Below are 21483 nucleotides of genomic sequence, written 5' to 3' on the forward strand. Positions count from 1 at the left end.
CTTGTAGTTTGTTTTATCTACTACACAAAAAACACAAGCAAACTCCTATTTATTGCATGGCCTTGATTACTTCCACCCCTTTTTCTTGCAGATGCTCCATATCTATCGCTGCCGCCTGACGATCTGTAATCACACGGTCAATGTCTTCCAGTGGTGCCACATAAGCAAATGCCTGTTGATGAAATTTGTGATGATCTGTCAGCAAATACGTCATATCTGCTATTTCCATCATTTTCTGCTTCACCCTTGCCTGTTGCTCATTGGATTCACTGATACCACGTTCCATATGGAGCCCTTTACATGATAAAAATGCCTTATTCACATGGAAAAGGTCCAATGCCCGTTCGGTCAGTGGTCCGACATAGGATAATGATCGACCAAGCAATGTACCTCCTGTAGAGATAACGGTCACCTTGTCCTTTCTGCTTAATTCCAGTTCAACATTTAATGAGTTCGTCAATACAGTAATCGAGTGGTTCGGTAAGTTTTTTGCGACATACCATGCCGTTGTACTGGCGTCTAATAATATCTTATCCGCTACCACAATATGTTTGACCGCTTCCTGAGCGATTTCTTTTTTTTCTTCTACATACATCACTTCACGCTCCTGCACAGGAGGTTCTGGTTCTTGATGAGCTGGAGTAATACTAACCGCTCCACCATGACTGCGAGCAAGTTTCTTTTCTTTCTCCAGTTTTTCCAAATCTCGTCTAATTGTTTCATCGGTCACCGAAAAATGCTTAGCCAATTCCGTAACCCTTACGCTCTTTCTTTGATTAACCATTTCTAACAAGCGTTGTTGTCGTTCTGCCACTAGCATAAGCCTTCCTACCTTCCTGGTCTAGTTACTTTTCTTTATTATCGTGTTTATTTTATCACAAAGCAACCGAAAGAAGTTAATCCTCATTGTTCTAAATAGCGATATAAGGTCGATTTACTAATGCCTGTTTCCGCCTTTATTTCAGCAAGCGTATATTGTTTACTTTCATACATTACGATCGCTTGTTGGACATTTTCATCGGGTTTTCTTGGTCGTCCTGTGGTAACACCTTTTTGTTTCGCTTTATATAACCCCCTTTTGGTATTTTCACTAATGACATCACGCTGAAATGCAGCAAGTGCTTCAACCATATCATGAAATGGATATCCGTGAGGGCTGCTAGTATCAATCTCTTCTTGCAATGATTGAAAAAAAGCGCCCTTCCTTTTAATCGCGTCTAACACTTCTACTAAGTGTAACGTTGAATCTGCTAGTATGTATAGTTTGGTTACGATAAGTTTGTCACCTTGTTTAAGATTATTTATCAAATGCTCTAGTTCCGTTCTCTTTTTGGCAGAGGAATGTTCCTCCACAAACACCTTTTCACAATGTTTTTCGGTTAATTGCTGTAATTGGACCTCGCAATTTACATCACTTTGATATGGTCTCATATATCCTATCAACATGTTATTCTCCCTTTGGTTTTTATAATATCTACCTATTATTATATCATAATTTATTTGAAAAAGTTTTCCCAAAATGGTTCCCTTTTAGTTCGAATGATGATAAGATACGTTTATTGCATTTCGCATCGGACTTTTAAAAAGGAACTATATAAAGGAGTAGAAGTAAAGTGATGGAAAGAATAAAAAGAGATTGGTTTTCCAATATTCGGGGGGATATTCTAGCTGGAATTGTGGTAGCCTTGGCACTAATTCCAGAAGCAATTGCCTTCTCAATCATAGCGGGAGTAGACCCTATGGTTGGGTTATATGCATCCTTTTGTATTGCTGTTATTATCGCGTTTGTAGGTGGCCGTCCTGGTATGATTTCAGCTGCAACCGGAGCAATGGCATTATTGATGGCACCCTTAGTGAAAGATTATGGTCTCCATTATTTATTGGCTGCAACCATTTTAACAGGAATTATACAACTACTATTTGGTGTCTTCAAGATTGCCAAACTGATGAAATTTATTCCAAGAGCCGTGATGATTGGTTTTGTTAATGCCTTAGCGATCTTAATATTTATGGCTCAAGTGCCACATTTTTTAGGAATCTCCAATGCAACCTATATTTTTGTAGCGATAACGCTGATTATTGTTTATACACTTCCGAGGTTTTTAAAGTCGATTCCAGCACCATTGATTGCAATTATCGTATTAACCACCATCGCGATTTATTCAGACATGGATTTACGAACAGTCGGCGATTTAGGTGAAATCACGAGAACACTACCGGAATTTTTATTACCGAACATACCACTTAACTGGGAGACATTACAAATTATCTTCCCTTATTCATTAGCCTTGGCTATTGTAGGGCTGTTAGAATCTTTATTAACATCCTCCATTGTAGATGATATGACAGGAACAGAAAGCAATAAAAACAAAGAAGCCAGAGGACAAGGAATGGCAAATATTATAACCGGCTTCTTTGGCGGAATGGCTGGTTGTGCCATGATTGGCCAATCTGTCATAAACGTCAAATCAGGGGGACGAGGAAGATTATCGACACTCGTTGCTGGTGTGTTTCTTATCTTTTTGATTATTGTTCTAGGTGGTTTAGTAGTACAGATACCAATGCCTGTTCTAGTAGGTATCATGATCATGGTATCCATCGGAACATTCGACTGGTCATCATTCAGCTATTTAAAAAATGCACCCAAAAGCGATGCAGTAGTTATGCTGGTTACCGTTGCTATTGTTGTTGCAACACATGACTTATCCAAAGGAGTGATAGCTGGGGTTATATTAAGTGCGATCTTCTTTGTTGCTAAAATATCAAAAATAAAGATTAGGAAGCAGCAAAGGGATGATGATATAATCTATCGTATAGAGGGGCAGTTATTCTTTGCGTCCACCGATAGCTTTTTAAATGATTTTGATTATAGTGTCAAAAATGCAGCCATTGTCATTGATTTCACGGATGCTCATGTCTGGGATGATTCAGCTGTAGGAGCCGTTGATAAGGTTGTGTTTAAATTTCGCGAAAATCAAAATGAGGTTACCATAGAAGGACTAAATGCCTCCAGTAAAAAGATGGTTGATAAGTTGGCAGCACATCACATATAGTGATCTTCATTATATAATGATTGGAAAAGGAGAGGTGTTACCATGTATAAACAGATTATCCTGGCAGTTGACGGATCGGACCATTCGATACGGGCGACAGAAGAGACCGTTAAAATCGCTTCCTTGGTAAAAGACAGCCATATCGAAGTGGTATCTGTAGCGGAATTTTCAAAAGCAAAGAATGAAGTGTTACACAGTGGCGGGAAAGAAGAATTGGAAATTTCCAGACGAAAAGCACTCCTTCCTGCGACAGAACTATTGGACGCGCATCACTTATCTTATGAAATTAAAATCCTACATGGCGAACCCGGTCCCACCATTGTGGAATACACCAATAAAGGAGATTATGAATTATTGGTGATAGGCAGCCGCGGCCTTAATGCATTTCAGGAAATGGTGTTAGGTAGCGTCAGCCATAAAGTAGTGAAAAGAGTGGATTGTCCCGTCCTTATTGTCAAATAATTAGGATTTCCAGCAGTAGAGCGTTCCAGGGATGATTAGATTAGTGAGATTTTCGCACCCGTTGTTCCATGATTTGCTCTCCTCAGTCCGTAAGAACAGGTTCTTACGGACTAAAATTTGCGATTGGTCATTTTTTTGTCTGTTAGATTCATTCTTATGGACTCAGGAATGAGATTTTCTCTCTACAGTCCGCGAGATTCGTTCTTATGGACTGTAGAACGGGATTTGTTCTCCACAGTCCACGAGATGCATTCTTACGGAAAGAAATTTGCGATTGGCCGTTTTTTTGTCTGTTATTCGTGGATCTCCTGGCAGTTTGCAGTGGGATTTACGCACGGTTACGCAGTGATAAATGAGCGTGAATAAATGCCATACCCTGCATCAATATGTATAAGGGTATGGCAAGTTTTATTCTCGTACAGTATTGACTCCTTGTCCTTTTTCCGTGCCATGCAACAACTGCTGCAAATAATGATAGACGCCCTCTTCATCATTTGTGGCGGTTGTTATCTCTTTGGAAATCCGTTTTATTTCCTCGGTGGCATTCTTCATCGCTACTGGATGGCCGACATAATGCATCATCGGAATATCATTATTACTATCTCCCATGGCTAAGGTGTGTTCCGGACTTATTTGGTAATGCTCCAATAGTACCTGTACCCCTGTCGCCTTATTAATTCCTTCAGCCATCACTTCCACGTTATGTGGCGAAGAAGAAGAGGTAGTGAAATCGGCAGTTTGCTTTAATTGCTGTAATCTTTGGATCCATGCCTGCATTTTCTCCTGTTCATTGGTAAAACAATATAATTTTGCTACCTTATAAGGCGGATAGGTTTCCGGCCAGTTGATATCGCCAGCCATTGCCGCTTCTCGATCAAGCCATTCATGAATACCAACTTCTTCCGGTTTGTCCCGATCAATCATCTGCTTCATAAAGGCATAGTCTTCTTGCAATGTCCAACGATGATGATCATTCGGGTGAACCTCATAATAAATCTGATCCTCTCGTGCTAATTCGATCACATCCTCGACAATCGCACGGTCTAGTTCGTATTCTGCCACCTTTTCTTTGCTAATATAACTAATCATCCCATTCGACGTAACGAAGCCATCCAGTTCAATATCTGCTGGTGCGGCATCATATAATTCTTTCAGGGAGCGGCCGGTAACAATAAACACCCGTACCCCTTGTTGTCTCCATGCTTGAATCATGCGCAAAGTCTGATCAGAAATCGTATTATCATGTCGTAAGATGGTCCCATCCATATCTAAACAAATGGCTCGTAGTTTATCGATCATTTTCATGTTCCCCCTTTTTCGAATATCCTTTTATTATAGCAAAAAAAGAAGATGGATTATACGTAAATACAGCCCTTACGATTTTTCACGTAAAGGCTGTATGCTTATTTGAGTTGAATTGGCTTCAAATGTTGTTCAATTTCTTGTCGTCTATCTTCCAAAAATGGGGGCAAGGCTATACTCTCGCCGAGATGCTCCTCCGATTCATCTGTCGCAAAACCGGGTCCATCCGTTGCTAGTTCAATCAAAATCCCATTTGGTTCACGGAAATAGAGAGAATGAAAATAATAACGATCGACCAACCCTGAATTCGGCAGGCGTTCTACTCGGATTTTATCACGCCATTGTTCCAGCTCCTGTTGGTTGTCTACCCGCAAGGCAACATGGTGCACGCTGCCTCTTCCTGGTCTTTCCTTATCTGCTTTTGGATCTACCTCGACCTGAATCTCTGCACCGGTACCACCAGCCCCGACAGTATACAAGTGCAGGGAGCCTTGCTCATCTATTTTACGAAAACCGAGCAAATTCACTAGGATTGCTTCCGTCGGCGTCAAGTTTGGCACAGTAATATAAACAGGCCCTAAACCGGTGATACTGAATTCTTGCGGTACATGGCTCTTATGCCACGGTACACCTGCTGCTATCCCTTGGTTATGCTGGTCGGAAACAAATATCAATCGCTGCCCTTCATGATCCTGAAAGGGAAGCACTTTCCTGCCCCATCGCTCCGATACCCCATCATGGATAACATCATATTGATCAAGACGTTGTTCCCAATAAGATAATGCCTCATCAGAAGGAACCCGTAATGATGTACCAGAAATACTGTTGTTCCCTGGATACGTATGGCCAGCGTTACTTATCTCAAAAAAAGTTAGATCAGTACCTGGTCTTCCTATCTCATCGGCATAAAACAAATGATACATACTTGGATCATCCTGATTAACGGTTTTCTTCACCAGCCGCATTCCCAATATTTTCGTATAAAAATTGACATTCCGCTGAGCATCGGCGGTAATAGCAGACACATGATGTATACCTTTTAACTCCATGGTGAAGCCTCCTTTCTCGTTAACGTCTATTGTATCGTTCTTTGATCATAATGGGAAGCAAGCAACTCTATGGCTGTGCAGGTGCTAGAGCATCGGGCAGTATCCCAGACAGTTTCACCTTCTTTCCGGACGGTTTTGCGCGTATTCCGGACGGTTTCATCTGCTTTCCGGACGGTTTACACCCTTTTCCGGACGGTCTCGCATTATGTCAACTAAATCAAGCGAGCTGTCACTCCAATGTCTATGATATCTGCCTCTTTAATTGCTTTGCTGCTTGAGCCACGTCAGCGTTACCAGTTATCGCACTGCCCACGATCACAATATCGGGCTGATGTGTGACAATCCCCGGTAGTGTCTTTTGATCAATACCGCCAGCCACTGCTACTTCTAAGTCTGTGCCAGCAGTTAGAGAAAACAACTTGCTGTCAAAACGCTCACTCGTTTGTTGATCTTTACCTACATGAAGACAAACCAGCTCTACTCCAAGGTGTTCAAGCTGTTTTACCCTATCTGGCGTTTGTATTTCTAATAAGTCTACCATGATGATACCGTCCATTCCTTTGGCAACCTCCAAGGTATCCTGAATCGTTTGATCTGCGGAGAACGCCATCACTGTAGTGATATCTGCACCTGCTGCAAAGGCTTGTTTTGCTTCCTGTTTACCGGCATCGCATGTCTTCATATCGGCTAAAATCGTGCGACTAGGGAACAATTCCCTTATTTCTCGAATAATAGAGACACCGTATTCCTTGATCACACCTGTGCCAATCTCAATAATATCCACTATATCTTTCGTTGCGCCAACTATTTCTATACATCGATCACGTGAGAGACGATCTAATGCCAATTGTAATCTCATTTTGGTACCCTCCTAACGCTCTACTCGCTCTACTTCCCCTAGCCTTTCTTGCACGTCCTCATAGTACGGTAACCCTTCGTTGTCTCCAATAACCCCAACCACCATTGAGCCTATCGTATTAGCAAAGTGTAATGTCCGTTCTAATGACCAGTCACGCAGATAGCCATATAAAAAACCAGCATTAAAGCCGTCCCCTGCCCCCACAGTGTCTACTACTTTGGTTGCCTTCACTGCTTCGGAATGAACGATCTTCCCTTGATAGCAGCCCACAGAGCCATGCTCTCCTTGCTTAACAGCTATGCAAGACACACCCATAGCCCTTGTCTTTTCAATAATACGTGCTGGATCTTTTTCACCAATAATAATTTCCATTTCTTCATCGCCCGCTAGCAAAATATCCACATAGGGCAGGATCTCCAACAATGTCTTCCTTGCTTCCTCTTTCGACCACATTTTCAGCCGTATATTGGGATCAAAGGAAACTTTCACACCATGCTGTTTAGCTATTTCCAATGCTCGCAACAAAACATTCGTGTTCTGGCCACCAATCGCTGGAAATATTCCCGTTACGTGCAGTACCTTTGCCTGCTTAATATACGCTTCATTCAATCCATCTGGCGTCATCGTTAAGGTTGGTGATTTATCCCGGTAATAAAAGGTTTTGACACTGCCATCCTCCATGATTTCCTTAAAATTCAGTGAGGTTGGATATCTATCTACCAGTTTAATTTCGGTTGCGTCAATACCCTCGCCTTTAATAAAGGTGCGAATCGACTTACCGAACTCATCATTCCCTAAATGAGTGATATAGCCTGTCTCTAACCCTAATCGAGCGCAGCCAGTTACTAAGTTAAGCTCAGCACCTGCAATATGCTTATGAAATCCATTAACAAACTTCATCGGACCTGTGGCATTGGGATTAAAAACAATCATTGCCTCTCCTATCGTGATAACATCCTTCATCTATGCTCCCCCTCGTTATTGCTTACATTTGCGGATATGCAGCTTACCATGTTCTGCAGCAATCACTTCATCGGCCATGTTCAGAAAAAGACCGGTATCCACGACCCCTGTCAATGTTTTTAATTGTTGATGCAATTCGGAAGGCTCTGTAATCTGTTCAAATGAACAATCGATAATATAATTGCCATTATCCGAAACAAATACATGATCTCCTTGATAGCGTCTGCTTGTGCGACAGCCTAATTGTTGGATGTGCTGTTCGGTGACTTTCCAAGCAAATGGAACCACCTCAACCGGAAGAGGAAAGGCACCTAACTGTCTCACCAGTTTGGATTGATCGACAATCACAACAAAATAATCGGCGGCAGCAGCAATTAGCTTTTCCCTTACCAAGGAACCGCCTCCTCCTTTTAACAATTGAAAATCAGAATCGACCTCATCGGCGCCATCAATGGCAATATCCACTCTTTTATATTCTGAAAAAGAAGTAAGCGGAACGCCCAGCTCGGTTGCTAATTGTTCGGATTTCTTCGAGGCTGGAATGGTTTGAATTGATAGCCCTTCCCTTTGGATACGCTCCGCCAGCGCTTCTATCATATAATTAACAGTAGATCCCGATCCAAGTCCTACAATCATGCCATCCTTTATATAATCTATGGCTGCCTCTGCAGCCGTTTGCTTATCATTTTTCACTATCATTCACTCCTAACCAAATAATTCCGGACTAAATAATTGTGGAATGTAAAAGGCAATGTCCGGGAAAAAGGCAATAAACAAAAGGACCACCAATACAATCCCAATATAGGGGAGCACTGCCACAAAGGACCGTTCAGTTGACATATTCCCTATTTTTGCAGCAAGTAACAAACATAACCCATATGGTGGGGTAATCAGCCCTACTGCTAAGGTCATGACTACCATTATCCCTAAATGTACGGGATCTATTCCAAATTCTAAAGCCGTCGGTAAAATAATCGGTACAAATAAAATCATCGCTGGAATCGCGTCCATGAACGTACCAATGAAAAGGAAAAAGGCAATAATAATCAAAATAAACAACCATTTTGCCCCAATATTATTTTCAAAAAAAGTCTGAGCAATAGAACCTAGCTGATAATAACTCATTAATTCACCTAACGCACTGGCAGCAGCTAAAGCAAACAAGGATAAAGAACTCAATGCCAAGGTATCAAATAATATTTTTGGAAAATCCTTTAGCTGTAAGGTTTTATAGTAAAACATGCAAATCAGCGTGGTATAAATACAAGCCACCGCTGCTGCCTCCGTTGCGGTAAAGAGCCCGCTGATAATGCCACCAATAATAATAATTGGTGTAAGCAATGCCGGAAATGCTTCACGAAACAGCTTAAATATCGCGCTTGCTTCTACCCGTTGATCCTTCGGGTACTTTCGTTTAACGGCGACTACATAAATCAAGATCATCATCGCCAAACCGACTAAAAGCCCTGGAACGATTCCACCTAGAAACAAAGCCCCGATCGATACGTTGGATAGTCCTGCAAAGATAATCATCGGGATACTTGGTGGAATGACCACACCAACGGTAGAAGAGGCAGCGGTTACACCAACAGCCGTCTCTTTATCATAGCCTTTACGCAACATGCTTGGTATCAGGATTTTTCCAACTCCGGCTGTATCTGCTTGTGAAGCGCCAGATACACCTGCGAACATCATCGATACAAGCACATTCGCATGCGCTAGCCCGCCACGAATCGAACCAACAATCGCTAAGGCAAATTCGATCATCTTTTCTGATATTTTACCTGAATTCATTAAATTCGCTGCCAAAATAAATAAAGGCACGGCCAATAGCACAAATGAGTCTAACCCATTCACCATTTTCATTGGTACCGTGGCTTCTGGTGTATACGGCATACCAGCTATTCCGATCAAGGCCACAATCCCAATTACAAAAGCTATCGGTACCCCAATGAACATCAATACAAGGAACAAACCAAGCAGTAAAAATCCCATTATTCATGCACCTCCTGCCCTCGTAGGGATTGGATATGACCAGCCATATGCACTAGCGTATAGATCAGCATCGTGCCTGCCATAATGGGAATGGCTATCCATACATAGCCCATCTTCATTTCCGGAATGGAAGACCAGGTATAACTCCAAAATTCTTGTACCACTTGAATCCCCAGTATAAAAATACATAGGTTGAACAAGACTAACACCGTATCGTTAAACAATTGAAGGTATATCTTTTTCTTCCCTTGTAGTTTTTGCACCAAAAAATCGAAGTTAAAATGTTCCCGACGATTCACCATCACTGCCGCACCCATAAACACCGCCCATATAAACGAATAATTCGCTGCTTCTTCGGTCCAAATCACCGATACTCCTAAATATCTGGTGATAATTTGCAGAACAATCACTCCGAAAAAGATAAAGAGAAAGGCTATGCCTATGGAAATCTGTATTTTTTCTAAGGTGCCTACCCACTTTCTCATCCAATTACCTCCTTGTTATTCCTCTAATGAACGGATTTTCTGCAATAATTCTTCTACTTCAATCTCTTTGGCAAATGCCTCAATAATTGGGGTCGCAATCTCGATAAACGGTTCACGATCAATCTCGTTTACTTCAGCCCCTTCCTCTATCGCCTTCTCTTTATATTCTTCATCCTGCTGCAAGGTCACTTCCCGTTCGGTTTCCACAGAGGCCTCGGCCGCTTGCAGAATAATCTCCTGCTGCTTGGACGTATAGTTATCAAACTTCTCTCCATTGATCAGTAAAAATCGTGTCGTAAAATCATGCGCCGTTTCCGTGATATATTTCCCGTTAGGCGTTGTATGGTGAGATTGCTGAACAAAAAATGGATAAGCATTCTCCGATGAATCGACTACATCCTGTTGTAACCCTTGGTATAGTTCGCCCCAAGCAATACCAGATGGTACTACACCAAGCTCCTTCCAGAAATCAGAGATAACCCCTGATGTTTGGGTACGTAATGATAACCCTTTCAAATCTTCTATTGATTCAATCGGTTTTTTGCCATAGTAATGCCGTACACCAGCTGACCAGTAGCCTAAGAGCTTAAACGAATTATTCGATTTATCATTAATGACTTGTGCCATCTCTTTGCCTACTTCACCATCTACAGCTGCTAACCAATGATCATACGTATTGAACAAATATGGTGCAGAAAACAAGTCCACTTCCCGTATTCCTGTTTGCGTCATCAGACCAGGTGAGGCCACGACAACATCTGCTGCCCCTAATTGTAGCTTCTCAATTAACTCTGACTCCTCTGTCCCAATTGTACCAGCATGCACTTCTACTTCCATTTGTCCGCCTGATTTTTCTTCGACTATTTCTTTAAATTTTAACAACCCTGCCTGATAAGGATTATCTGGTGATGTCTGATTATGCGCGGCAATAATTTTTATCTTTCCTTCTTCGTTAACCTCTACTTCATCCGTATTGCATCCCGTAAAAAGTAGGGTAATAATCCCTGCCAATAGGGAAAGGAACACCATTTTATTTTTTGACATGCGGCTACCTCCCTTATGCATGTTGATCCTTATTTGAGGCTTATCGACTTATGAATTCGCTCGTCGAATATAGTCTTCCGCTCGTTTCGTCAGCTCCTGATAGTCGGCTTCTGATTTCAACTGGACAGCATTTACTAAGTTGCTTCCTATCCCCACAGCGGCACTTCCTGCCTGTAAATAGTCATTCATATTGTTGAGTGTAATTCCGCCGGTAACCATTGCCGATACGTGCGGCAGAGGCCCACGGATATTTTTGATATAGGACGGGCCTACAGAATCAGCTGGAAATATCTTCACCATACGTGCCCCATGTTCACAGGCAACAGAAATTTCTGTAGGTGTCAGCACCCCTGGGATATGTTCGATTCCATAACGCTGACATAATCGTAGTGTATCGACATTCCACGTCGGGGAGACAACAAAAGCCGCCCCTGCCATGATGACAGATCTGGCTGTTTCCGGGTCTAGTACGGTTCCTGCCCCAACTTTCATGGCTGGATCTGCTTCTCGTACTGCCTTTTCAATAATTTGGTTTACTTGCGGGGTTTCTGCCGTAATTTCCACATGATGTACGCCACCTTCTGCCAACGCTTCCAAAATAGGTACTATATTTTCTTTCGTTGTCTTTCTAATGACGGCAACCACCTTCTCTTGCTTAATTCCTTCGATAATAGACATAATTTTCTCTCCTCTACTCTAAATTGGTGTGCTGCTGACGTAAGCTTGCCTCATCACGAGCAGCTGGATAGGTTTCTAATAAATAGACGATAATCGCATCTAATAACAGATGAGCGGACTGATCGAATGAACTGCCTAATGGTTGAATAGTTTCAGGTTCTGACGCCAAGCGTTTCTTCGTTGCCGCTGGGATCTGTACCGTTACATCGCTTCGTTGTCCAATCGTTGAATCTGGATTGGTGGTGACCAAGGCTACTTTGGCGTCAATCTCTTTTGCTTTTTGTGCATATTGAAGTAAACTAGCGGTACCACCCGAACCGGAAATAACCAACAACAAGTCTTGGGAACCTAAGCTCGGCGTAATCGTTTCTCCTACAATAAATACCGGATATTCACTATGCATTAAACGCATGCCGAACATTTTTCCCACTAACCCTGATCGACCTGTTCCGGCAATAAAGATTCGTTTGGCAGACTGGATGGCCTCTGCTAATTGGATCATCTCTGTTTCCTTGACATGATCAAGCACCTCTCGCACTTCGTTTACAATGGTAGTTGATATATTTTTCATGGTAACACCCTTTCTCAACAGGATTCTCGTTTATTTAAGGTTGGTGGAAAACGATAAACTTGCAGCTTTTCCTCCTTTTGATCAACCATACATTCAAACAGTATTTCTGCCGCTTTCTTCCCCATGTCAAAGGCAGGCTGAGAAATCGTGGTTAACGGTGGGTTATAGAAATTGGCAAAGGACACGTCGTCAATACTTATCACCGCTACCTCCTCTGGTATCCTTAATCCTTGCTGTTTAATGAACGTTAATACCTCATGTAGCACACGGTCATTAATCGCAAACAAAACATCTGGGGGTTGTTCATTTTGAAACAGTTCAGCTAACTTGTTGGTTAAATCCACCATTTTTCCACTTACCTTGTAAGAAGGTAATAGCTCCAATCCATGTTCCTGTAAGCTCCGCTGGAAAGACTCTACCCTCTCTATTCGAGGAGTAATTGCGGCTGTAAGTGGTGAACTGACAACTGCTGGCCGTTGAAAGCCCTGCTGAACGATTTCAGCGACAGCCAACTGGGCAGCTGTTCGATTGTCCAATAAAATCGATGGAATATCCAGAGATGGAATAATTCGATCCATTAAAACAACGGGATAATCTTCTTCCAGCAGTTTTTGATAAAGCTCCACGTTATCGCCAGTTGGGAAGGCAATCACACCGTCCACTTGCTTTGCCCGCAGCATCTCGATATATTTCTTCTCTTTCTCTGGCTGATCATCGGCATTACAGACAATCACATGAAAACCTTTTTCCTGACAGAAATCTTCAATCGCCCGAATCACCTGAGTAGAAAATACATGAAGGATATTAGCCACAATCACCCCAATTGTCGTAGAAGATTTTTGTTTCAAACTACGTGCGACCATATTCGGTTTATAGTTTAATTGCTGGATCGCTTTTTCTATTTTTTGTTTAGTATCCGCTCCCATATAATCAAAACGGTGATTAAGATATTGGGAGACAGTACTTTTTGATACCCCGGCTAATTTAGCTACATCTGCAATGGTTATCCTTTTCATACGCATACCCCTCTAACTAGCTTTTAATCACTAAATCGGTTTAGTAAATCGATTTAGTGAAAGTATAAATCATTAGAAAGCGTTTTACAACCCTTTTATATAAATTTATTTTTGCGATAATGAAAAGGAATGTTGCTATATACATGGACAATAACTTTGTGAAAAATTGACTTTTGCGCTATCTTTGGTACAATGACATACAATTACATATGCATGCACTACTAGGGGTGCCTATCAGTATAGGCTGAGAGAAAGGCGCGATCAAGCCTTTTAACTCTATGAACCTGATCTGGTTGATAACCAGCGGAGGGAAGTAGGTTATTTAGCCAGGTTCTTTTTATCATAAGAATCTGGCTTTTTCCTTCCTTGCGTGCAAAAAAACAAAGGAGGAAAAGAAATGAATCGAACACATTTACTCACGATAATGGCGGTGCTCATTGCAATTGGCACACTGGGGTCGCAATTTCTCTGGTTCCCAACAGGGGTGGCAAAAGCCTATCCAGTACAGCATGCCGTTAATGTCATGGCAGCCGTCATGCTTGGTCCTATACCAGCTGTTGTCATTGCCTTTACGATTGGATTATTACGAAATCTATTAGGTATTGGTACATTATTGGCATTTCCAGGAGGAATGGTTGGCGCCTTATTAGCGGGCTATCTTTATCGATGGGGACATAAGAAGTGGCTGGCTGGAGGGGGTGAAATGTTCGGAACAGGCATTATTGGCTCGCTATTATGCGTCCCTTTTGCCAAGCTTGTGATGGGAACTTCAGTGGGAGTACTGGCCTTTCTGCCCGGCTTTCTTGTCAGCAGTATTACCGGGGCATTGATTGGTCTGTTACTACTGTCACGTGTGAAGCACACCTCACTTGTCAATCAGACACTTCCATCTAAATAACGAAAAGCGCAGAGTGTTCGCTTAAAAACGGAGGGGCTTCCAGACATTCGCTTCACTAGATTGCGCAACAGTGAGACACGAAAAGAAGCTCAAACAGCAGTTTGTTTGAGCTTCTGCACTGTATATGTGGAGGCAAAACGTTTTCGCTTAGCGTGCTCCGCCACCGCCTCCTCCACCGGCACCACCACCGCCACCGATACCTGTAGCACCACCGCCGCCGGAAGCAGCTACAGATGAGGTGTTAGCATTGAATCCACCGTGAGCTAGTCCTGTAGACAGACCTGTACGAGTCAAGTAAGTGCACATCCAGTAATAACGATACATCCCATCTTCTTGGGACATGTCTTCAAGAACAAAACCTTCTAGTTTTTTGGACATATTATCACTTTTGCCAAATAATACACTCCATAACATCATATCTTGCAAGGAGAGTGGCTCAGAAACAGCTGTGAATTGATTGATATCTGATTCACGCAAATAATTCCCAAACTGTAGTAAACGATTCGCTAGCCTATCTCCTTCATCACTTGGGACGATGACCGCTTGCTTTATTCCAAGCGGTTTTATTTCTTCAAACGAAAATAATCCCTGCCGCTCCAGATAAGCTTCTGAATAGTCTTTGAGATAATCAGCAAACGTACTGACTTCATCTGCATGTTTTTTACCCCATTTTTGGATGACATCATCCGTAATAACGCCATTCGCATCCGCAACATCTAAAAACATGGTCCACAGACCTGTTTCATACGTTTCACTGTATGTTCCTTCTTCTATTTGTTCCACTATTCCCCTAAAGGATATTGGATATTTATTCCGTTGCTTTTCCACATCATGAATAGAAAGTGTCGTGCGATATTTTTCCCCAAAAAACTTGCTTACCTCTTCTGCTTCCATCAAGATTTGCTCATTCATCGACCATTTCAACAAATAAGCTTGAACGATATCTTCAAAATGACCGAGTTGCAAATCCCCTAAAAGGACGCTCAAACCGGCATAGTCTTCTCCGGTATAAGGGACTTTTTCATAAGTTTTATTTTTATTTTCTGCGATCCGTTTTTGGAGAGACTTCATGGCACCAGCCTCTCTTTTCGCTTGATTTGTTTTAATGCCCATGAAAATAATAGCGATAGCCACCAATAGAAACAAGCCAATAATGATACCCGCAATGATGAAAGCGGAAGAGGACTCATCACTTGCATTATAAACGGATCCATCCATTGCTTCTTCTCGTTGTTCGGATAAAGTGATGTCTTCTGTTTGTTGTACTTGAAAGACACCAGGTGGAAATTGGGTTAACACAATCACATTTCCATCGACCTCTCCATGTGATTCCCATATAATCCGATCATCTACAAGGTGCATATCCCCCTCAAACCCAAATCCCCAGAAATCTACCATTTCCTGTGTGAATGGTTGAAAACCAGAAATTTCAACCGTCAACTGTTGGGCAGGGATATCTGAAAAGGTATCAAAGTTCCAAAGCATCGCTTGTCCGTCTTCTACATTACGAACAAGATCAGATAAGGTATAAGTCACCGTATATGTATTTTCCCCGTATTCGCCAATTCCCCAAACTAATTCCGTGCGTTCGTTTGTAGATAGCACCCCATATTTTCCAGCCTTTTCTTCTTGTGAAGCATCGGAATTCCAATTAGTTTCTTCTTCAAATCCATCAACAGAAAAGTCCGTTACCTCTGATCCATCAAGATTGGCCATATTAATGAAAAGTTCCGTACCCTCATTCATATTCATCTGACGGTGTTCGGTCACAATACCCGAACCATCTTCCTGTAGTTCTACTTCAATATGTAGATCACTCATCTCATTTTCAGCAAATACCGTTAAGGTAAGTGCTAGATTTATTGCAACAGCTATCGTGAAGGTAACAAGAATTTTTACCGGCTTGTTCATTAGCGTTCACTCACTTTCATCATTTAGATGTTTTTTAATAGAGATAAAGCAATATCTTGGGGATATTTTCAAAAACTCGGTAATGAAATAAACAATCCATAAATAAGATAAGGGCATGATCCCGTTTCGATAATAAAACGTCCGATATTGGATGACATCATTAGATTACTTATGTACAATGTACGCTACTTCTCTATATAATGTTGCTCTTCAACATGCTTATAGGAGGACAATATTTCTAAAATCTAACTTATCGGTACTCATCATAGCTTATAATCAAAATCGTACCATATTCTATCATATCAAGAATGTTATGTTTATCTGCTAAGAAAAAAGGTTGATGACTGCTATGATTGCAAGCAGTCATCAACCTTCTCGTTACAAGGTAGGAGCATCGTCCAAAATGTAGGACAATACAACATAAACCCAGAAAGACCCTCCTAAAGTAAGAAGGAAAATAATTCGAACGGGCAAAGGAGTGATGCCGAAAAAATCGGCAATTCCCCCACAAACACCAAATAGGACACGGTCATTCACAGATTTATTCAATTTCCTGTTCATCAAGAAATCCCTCCCGAAGCCTCATCTACCGGTTGTTCATTTCATCTGGGTCCGCCCCAACCCGATCGTCTTTATTCATGTCGGCAATCAATTTCATTTCAGCATTGGTTAACTCAAAATCAAATACATCCGCATTATCATGAATACGCTGTTGTTTCACCGACTTCGGAATCGTAATTACTTCTTGCTGTAAGTCCCAACGTAAAATAATTTGTGCCGTGGATTTCCCATGTCGTTCTGCAATCTCCGTCAATGTTTCATCCGTTAATAGTTCCCCTTGTTTTAACGGAGACCACGCCTCTAACTGAATGTTATGCTTCTTACAATAGTCATGCAGGCTTTTTTGCTGTAAATGTGGATGATACTCCACTTGATTAACCATTGGTGTAATTTCTGCTTTTTCCAACAGTCTATCAAGATGGTGTTCCTTAAAATTACTTACACCGATCGCTCTTATTTTCCCATCATTATATAGTTCCTCCATCGCCTGCCATGATTCTCTATACTTGTCTTGTTCTGGTACTGGCCAGTGAATAAGGTATAAGTCCAGATAATTTAATCCTAATCGATCTAAACTCGCTTGATAAGCTTGGAATGTTTCCTCATAGCCTTGATCTCCATTCCACAGCTTTGAGGTAATAAACAACTCTTCTCTTGGGGTACCCGAATCTTTGATTGCCTTACCTACCCCTTCTTCATTTCTATAAATAGCCGCCGTATCAATACTTTTATAGCCATGCTCCAGCGCCCATTTCACAGAATTGTAAACCTCTTCGCCATCTTGCACTTTAAACACGCCTAAACCAAACCATGGCATGTTCACACCATTATGCAAAGTAGTTGTCGATTGTAAATTCAAAGCCAAAACGCCTTCCTCCTTTTGATCATCTCTTATGTACCACCTGGGAAAACACCTCACAGGTGGAATACTACTACCACACCATTCCCTTTTTCCTATTTGATCAAACATTGATGATTAACGATCCGCCTTTGCGCCAATTTGATGAATTTTATAGTGACTGTACAATCTGTGCGATACATCCTTGAGGAATTTGGTTGGCTCCTTGATAGTAAACAATGCTAACTGGTGCATTGCCCTTGTACAAGCCGTATAAAATAGATGACGTTCTAATTCATCTTGATAATTGTCATTTGAGGCGTCCGCTATAATGACGGCATCAAATTCGATTCCTTTCGCTAAATAGGTTGGAATAATCACAATACCCTTTTCAAAAGTATGTGCCGTTTGTGTCATCAAATGCACATTTATCAAACGATGATAACGTTGGTACAACTTCTCACACTCTGCCATCGTCTTGCCGATAATGGCAATAGTCTCATGACCTTCTGCTTGATATGTTTCGATTTGCTCGATTAACTTCTGATCCAGCATTTTTTGCTGCTCTACTTCGATAAAAATAGGTTTGTCACCATCTCGTTCAAAAGGCTCGATTAAATCCCCGTTCTCTACGAAAGATTTGGTAAACTCAACAATGGGTGCCGTTGAGCGATAGCTACGTGTTAACACAATTCTCTCATGCTTCTCCTGCCATCTCTCCGACAAAAGTGTTTCTTCCCGCAGTGCATGTGCATAGATCGCTTGGTTAATATCACCAAGCAAAGTCATCCGGCTGACCGGAAACATCTTCTTCATTAAAGCAAATTGAAATGGCGTGTAGTCTTGTGCTTCATCAATAAACAAGTGTTGAATCGTTCGCTGCGCGTCAAACCCTAATATACTTTTTTGAAAATAAATAAAAGCAGGGGCGTCCTCCCAAGTGAGATATTTCCTCTGCAAATATTGATCAGTTAAGACACAAATATCCTTCCAATCAGGAGGCAGCACCAAGCCGGCTTCCTCGGCCCACTCTCCATTAGTGAACAATTGGCGGAAAGTTTGCAAGGTATCCACAAAAGCAAGCTGTTTTATTTTCTTACGTAAAGGACGTAACTTGTCAGCTACCACTCGTTTTCTCAACAATGCTTCTTCTCGGTCATAATCATCAAAACTATTTTCCGAGAAACTGTTCTCTTCTTGCAGAGTCTGATGGACATCCATATAATCTTCTTTTTCTAGTAGTTCCGTTTCTTCTAAGACCCAATCTTTCTCCCGTTCTTGCTGTTCAACTTTCTTCAACTGTACAAGAATCCAATGGGCGACCTTTTCCATTCGTTCGGAAATAGATAGTGTGTCTTCCGTCTTATAAAAATATTTGGCAAGCAGCGACTTTGGAATAATGGTCTCACCACGAAAGGAAATATTGCGGAATTTCAAACCATGGTGAGAAAGCCGTTCCAGAAAAATATCGATTAAACGTTTGTAATCCATACTTGCCTTATAATGCATAGCCTCCACACGTGCTTGGTAATAATCCCTGTTTTTCTGTAAATAAAACTCCATTTGTTCAAAAGGGGTTTCTAAGGTAAAGTGATTATCTAACTGACGATGCAGATATTGATAGAACGTCATTTGCTGCATATTGTCCTCACCAAGCTCCGGTAAAACCGTGGCCACATAGCTATTAAATAAAGGATTGGGTGAAAATAAAACAATTTGCTCCGATGTAAGTGTCTCCCGATAACGATATAACAAATAGGCTACTCGTTGCAGGGCAGCGGATGTCTTACCACTCCCAGCCACTCCTTGCACTATCAGCACTCTTGCCTTCTCATTTCGAATAATCTGATTTTGTTCTCGTTGAATAGTGGAGACAATGCTTTTCATTTTGGTGTTGGCTTGGTCCCCAAGAACGGATTGTAATAAGTGATCACCAATTGTTAATCCTGTATCGAACATTCCCTTTAGTTTTCCTTGTTGGATCATATATTGTCGTTTTAGAGTTATTTCCCCGGAAATATTATCATCTATTGTGTCATAATTTGCCGGCCCAGGTGGAAAATCATAGTACATACTCGAAATCGGAGCACGCCAATCATACACTAGGAAATGATTCTCTTCTTTATCAAGCACGGAGGCCAAACCAATATAGATTGGTTCTCCCTCTTCTTGACCAGATTCTTTAAAATCAATACGGCCAAAGTATGGTTTGTTTTTCAACCGTTCTAATATATCCAGGCGTTCACTAACCTGTCCATGGCTGCGCTCTCGCTCTGACAAAAATTCAGCCTGTTGTTTGATACTCGCTTCTGTTTCGATTTTATCATCCATTTCTTCGATATTCACCGTGACATCTTCCCAGAAATCGCGTCTAATATCAATGACATCTTCTTTAAGGTCTTTTTTTCTTCCTTCTAATTCCGTTATCTTTCTTGAAATTTCACGAACTACTTCACTTACTCGCTGTTCTTCCTGCTGCCGATCCTGTTGATTGCTTTCCTCTGCCATTGATTCCACCTCCATGGCTCTTTACAGATGTTGTGATCTTATATTTCCTAACAAGCATCAAGCTTACTCCTTATTTTCTCTTGTTTGCCCACTAGATTAGCACAAAATGACTTCTTTTTCATTTATTAAACCCTAACGAATTTATTGGACAAGCAAGGCTCCCGCTTTTCAAAAGGGGAGCCTGCTATCGTATATTTTTTACATTAGGAGGGGCATCTGGTTTCCCCGTACATATATCTTCTGTCACGTGTACTTTCTTCATTTTACCATGATCATCAATAAACTTAAATATACCATTATTGAAATCGGTGCCGACTTCCTTATAAAAAATTCCTTCATAAAGGTTATGTTTAGAACGGGTGAAGCTCAAAAGGTATCTCCCTGTCTCTTCCTCTTCTCGTAAGAAACCTCGCACCCCTTTTTCATATGGTATGTTATCCACTCCCTTTAAAGACCTTTCTAAGGAGACAATATGCAGATCGATAAACGTCAATTCTTTCAACAATACATTTACAAAAGACCCCTTAGTAATCTCTTCCCAACGCCTTTGCGGGCTTTGTCCTAATATAATCTGGGTAATGTTATACTGATGGGCTACTTCTTTGATTACTTTTACTGAGGAACGTTTTTCGTTGTCACGGATAATAAACGCATCTACATCTAACTCATCGCAAAGCTCTTTCCACTTATCAACATACTCTGACTTATCTGGATCAAAGGCATCGTATGGCAGGTTGTCTACCGTTAATACATATAAAGGACAATCCATAATTTGTGCTAGTTTGTGACCACGCTTAATCAAACGTTCTCCATTAGGACCATAGTATACACAGACCAATATGCTTTCATCCATACAGCTTTTTACCTTTTTCATATCCACAACTCACCTTTCTATTCCGATCATTTCACCCACCAATAATGAAACCTCACCAAAAAAATTCTACTGTTTATATACAAAAGACAGTAACCCCTCATCTTATCTGAGCGATGCCGAGGTATTTTCGACTGTCTAGTAAACCAATTTCATTTATGCTGAAAACTGTATTATTCTAACACGTATTTTATATTAAGTATAGTACCTTTTTGGAAATTGTTGCAACCCTTTCCCTTCACCGAATTGAAATCGCCTACATTTGATAAAATTCGTTCCATATCGTTGCGTCATACATGCATTGATATCTTTTTTCTTGTATAATAAACCATGGTAAGCTATTCTCCATATCTACCTTTGTCTGAGCTACGAACAGTTACGATGAGATGAAAAATGTTGTTGAAAAGTAATGTTGTTTT

At 41.2% G+C, this 21483-nt stretch carries 21 protein-coding genes and 1 riboswitch; of the genes, 3 read left to right on the plus strand and 18 right to left on the minus strand.

The features are described 5' to 3' along the window. Nucleotides 1-49: 49 nt before the first annotated feature. Both BN6556_RS06155 and BN6556_RS06160 read right to left on the minus strand, forming a co-directional pair. Nucleotides 50-820, minus strand: coding sequence for a DeoR/GlpR family DNA-binding transcription regulator (locus BN6556_RS06155; RefSeq protein WP_066188411.1), 771 nt, complete (start codon nt 818-820; stop codon nt 50-52). An 83-nt stretch (nt 821-903) separates the two neighbouring features. Next, entirely contained in the window at nt 904-1446 is a 543-nt protein-coding gene (locus BN6556_RS06160) for a recombinase family protein (RefSeq protein WP_066188413.1), read from the minus strand. Nucleotides 1447-1616: 170 nt separating this feature from the next. Between BN6556_RS06160 and BN6556_RS06165 the strand changes: the two genes are divergently transcribed. Together BN6556_RS06165 and BN6556_RS06170 are read left to right on the plus strand one after the other, a co-directional pair. After that, nucleotides 1617-3053: a SulP family inorganic anion transporter gene (locus BN6556_RS06165; protein ID WP_066189035.1), complete on the plus strand. Its 1437-nt coding sequence runs from the start codon at nt 1617-1619 to the stop codon at nt 3051-3053. Nucleotides 3054-3095: 42 nt separating this feature from the next. After that, on the plus strand, nt 3096-3515 hold the full coding sequence (locus BN6556_RS06170; RefSeq protein ID WP_066188415.1) for a universal stress protein: 420 nt from the start codon (nt 3096-3098) through the stop codon (nt 3513-3515). Nucleotides 3516-3923: 408 nt separating this feature from the next. Here the strand turns inward: BN6556_RS06170 and BN6556_RS06175 are convergent, their stop codons facing one another. The 11 genes from BN6556_RS06175 to BN6556_RS06225 all read right to left on the minus strand — a co-directional run bounded on the left by BN6556_RS06175 (nt 3924) and on the right by BN6556_RS06225 (nt 13477). Then, entirely contained in the window at nt 3924-4814 is an 891-nt protein-coding gene (locus BN6556_RS06175) for a Cof-type HAD-IIB family hydrolase (protein WP_066188417.1), read from the minus strand. Between the two features lie 104 nt (nt 4815-4918). After that, on the minus strand, nt 4919-5866 hold the full coding sequence (locus BN6556_RS06180) for a ring-cleaving dioxygenase (protein ID WP_066188419.1): 948 nt from the start codon (nt 5864-5866) through the stop codon (nt 4919-4921). Between the two features lie 241 nt (nt 5867-6107). Next, the gene (hxlA, locus tag BN6556_RS06185; protein WP_066188421.1) at nt 6108-6725 is read right to left on the minus strand and encodes a 3-hexulose-6-phosphate synthase; all 618 of its coding nucleotides are present in this window, start codon (nt 6723-6725) and stop codon (nt 6108-6110) included. A 12-nt stretch (nt 6726-6737) separates the two neighbouring features. Continuing rightward, nucleotides 6738-7688 carry a sugar kinase gene (locus BN6556_RS06190; RefSeq protein ID WP_066188423.1) on the minus strand — a complete coding sequence of 317 codons (951 nt, stop codon included), beginning with the start codon at nt 7686-7688 and terminating at the stop codon, nt 6738-6740. A 15-nt stretch (nt 7689-7703) separates the two neighbouring features. Continuing rightward, nucleotides 7704-8387: a ribose-5-phosphate isomerase RpiA gene (gene rpiA, locus BN6556_RS06195; protein ID WP_066188425.1), complete on the minus strand. Its 684-nt coding sequence runs from the start codon at nt 8385-8387 to the stop codon at nt 7704-7706. A 6-nt stretch (nt 8388-8393) separates the two neighbouring features. Further along, on the minus strand, nt 8394-9683 hold the full coding sequence (locus BN6556_RS06200) for a TRAP transporter large permease (protein ID WP_066188427.1): 1290 nt from the start codon (nt 9681-9683) through the stop codon (nt 8394-8396). Then, nucleotides 9683-10168, minus strand: coding sequence for a TRAP transporter small permease (locus BN6556_RS06205; RefSeq protein ID WP_066188430.1), 486 nt, complete (start codon nt 10166-10168; stop codon nt 9683-9685). The genes BN6556_RS06200 and BN6556_RS06205 overlap by 1 nt, the downstream gene beginning before the upstream one ends. 15 nt (nt 10169-10183) lie before the next feature. Next, nucleotides 10184-11212: a TRAP transporter substrate-binding protein gene (locus BN6556_RS06210; RefSeq protein WP_066188431.1), complete on the minus strand. Its 1029-nt coding sequence runs from the start codon at nt 11210-11212 to the stop codon at nt 10184-10186. A gap of 48 nt (nt 11213-11260) precedes the next feature. Then, nucleotides 11261-11890: a bifunctional 4-hydroxy-2-oxoglutarate aldolase/2-dehydro-3-deoxy-phosphogluconate aldolase gene (locus BN6556_RS06215; RefSeq protein ID WP_066188433.1), complete on the minus strand. Its 630-nt coding sequence runs from the start codon at nt 11888-11890 to the stop codon at nt 11261-11263. Between the two features lie 13 nt (nt 11891-11903). Further along, the gene (gene hxlB / locus BN6556_RS06220; RefSeq protein WP_066188435.1) at nt 11904-12461 is read right to left on the minus strand and encodes a 6-phospho-3-hexuloisomerase; all 558 of its coding nucleotides are present in this window, start codon (nt 12459-12461) and stop codon (nt 11904-11906) included. A 14-nt stretch (nt 12462-12475) separates the two neighbouring features. Then, nucleotides 12476-13477: a LacI family DNA-binding transcriptional regulator gene (locus tag BN6556_RS06225; RefSeq protein WP_066188437.1), complete on the minus strand. Its 1002-nt coding sequence runs from the start codon at nt 13475-13477 to the stop codon at nt 12476-12478. A 213-nt stretch (nt 13478-13690) separates the two neighbouring features. After that, nucleotides 13691-13806: riboswitch (TPP riboswitch) on the plus strand. A 68-nt stretch (nt 13807-13874) separates the two neighbouring features. Here BN6556_RS06225 and thiW point away from each other — a divergent pair. Next, nucleotides 13875-14375: an energy coupling factor transporter S component ThiW gene (gene thiW / locus BN6556_RS06230; protein WP_066188439.1), complete on the plus strand. Its 501-nt coding sequence runs from the start codon at nt 13875-13877 to the stop codon at nt 14373-14375. A gap of 147 nt (nt 14376-14522) precedes the next feature. On the opposite strand, the gene BN6556_RS06235 is transcribed toward thiW, so the two are convergent. The 5 genes from BN6556_RS06235 to BN6556_RS06255 all read right to left on the minus strand — a co-directional run bounded on the left by BN6556_RS06235 (nt 14523) and on the right by BN6556_RS06255 (nt 21067). Continuing rightward, nucleotides 14523-16286 (minus strand): DUF2207 domain-containing protein, encoded by a 1764-nt coding sequence (locus BN6556_RS06235; RefSeq protein ID WP_066188443.1) that lies wholly within the window; start codon nt 16284-16286, stop codon nt 14523-14525. A 378-nt stretch (nt 16287-16664) separates the two neighbouring features. Next, nucleotides 16665-16847, minus strand: a complete 183-nt coding sequence (locus BN6556_RS06240; protein ID WP_066188446.1) for a PspC domain-containing protein — start codon at nt 16845-16847, stop codon at nt 16665-16667. A gap of 25 nt (nt 16848-16872) precedes the next feature. Continuing rightward, nucleotides 16873-17664 carry an aldo/keto reductase gene (locus tag BN6556_RS06245; protein ID WP_066189042.1) on the minus strand — a complete coding sequence of 264 codons (792 nt, stop codon included), beginning with the start codon at nt 17662-17664 and terminating at the stop codon, nt 16873-16875. A gap of 159 nt (nt 17665-17823) precedes the next feature. Next, complete coding sequence (helD, locus tag BN6556_RS06250; protein WP_066188448.1) at nt 17824-20193, minus strand: RNA polymerase recycling motor HelD; 2370 nt, start codon at nt 20191-20193, stop codon at nt 17824-17826. A 184-nt stretch (nt 20194-20377) separates the two neighbouring features. Next, nucleotides 20378-21067, minus strand: a complete 690-nt coding sequence (locus BN6556_RS06255) for an adenine nucleotide alpha hydrolase family protein (RefSeq protein WP_066188450.1) — start codon at nt 21065-21067, stop codon at nt 20378-20380. Nucleotides 21068-21483: the final 416 nt, after the last annotated feature.

It is taken from the genome of Gracilibacillus timonensis (genome assembly GCF_900086715.1).
Lineage (GTDB): Bacteria > Bacillota > Bacilli > Bacillales > Amphibacillaceae > Gracilibacillus > Gracilibacillus timonensis.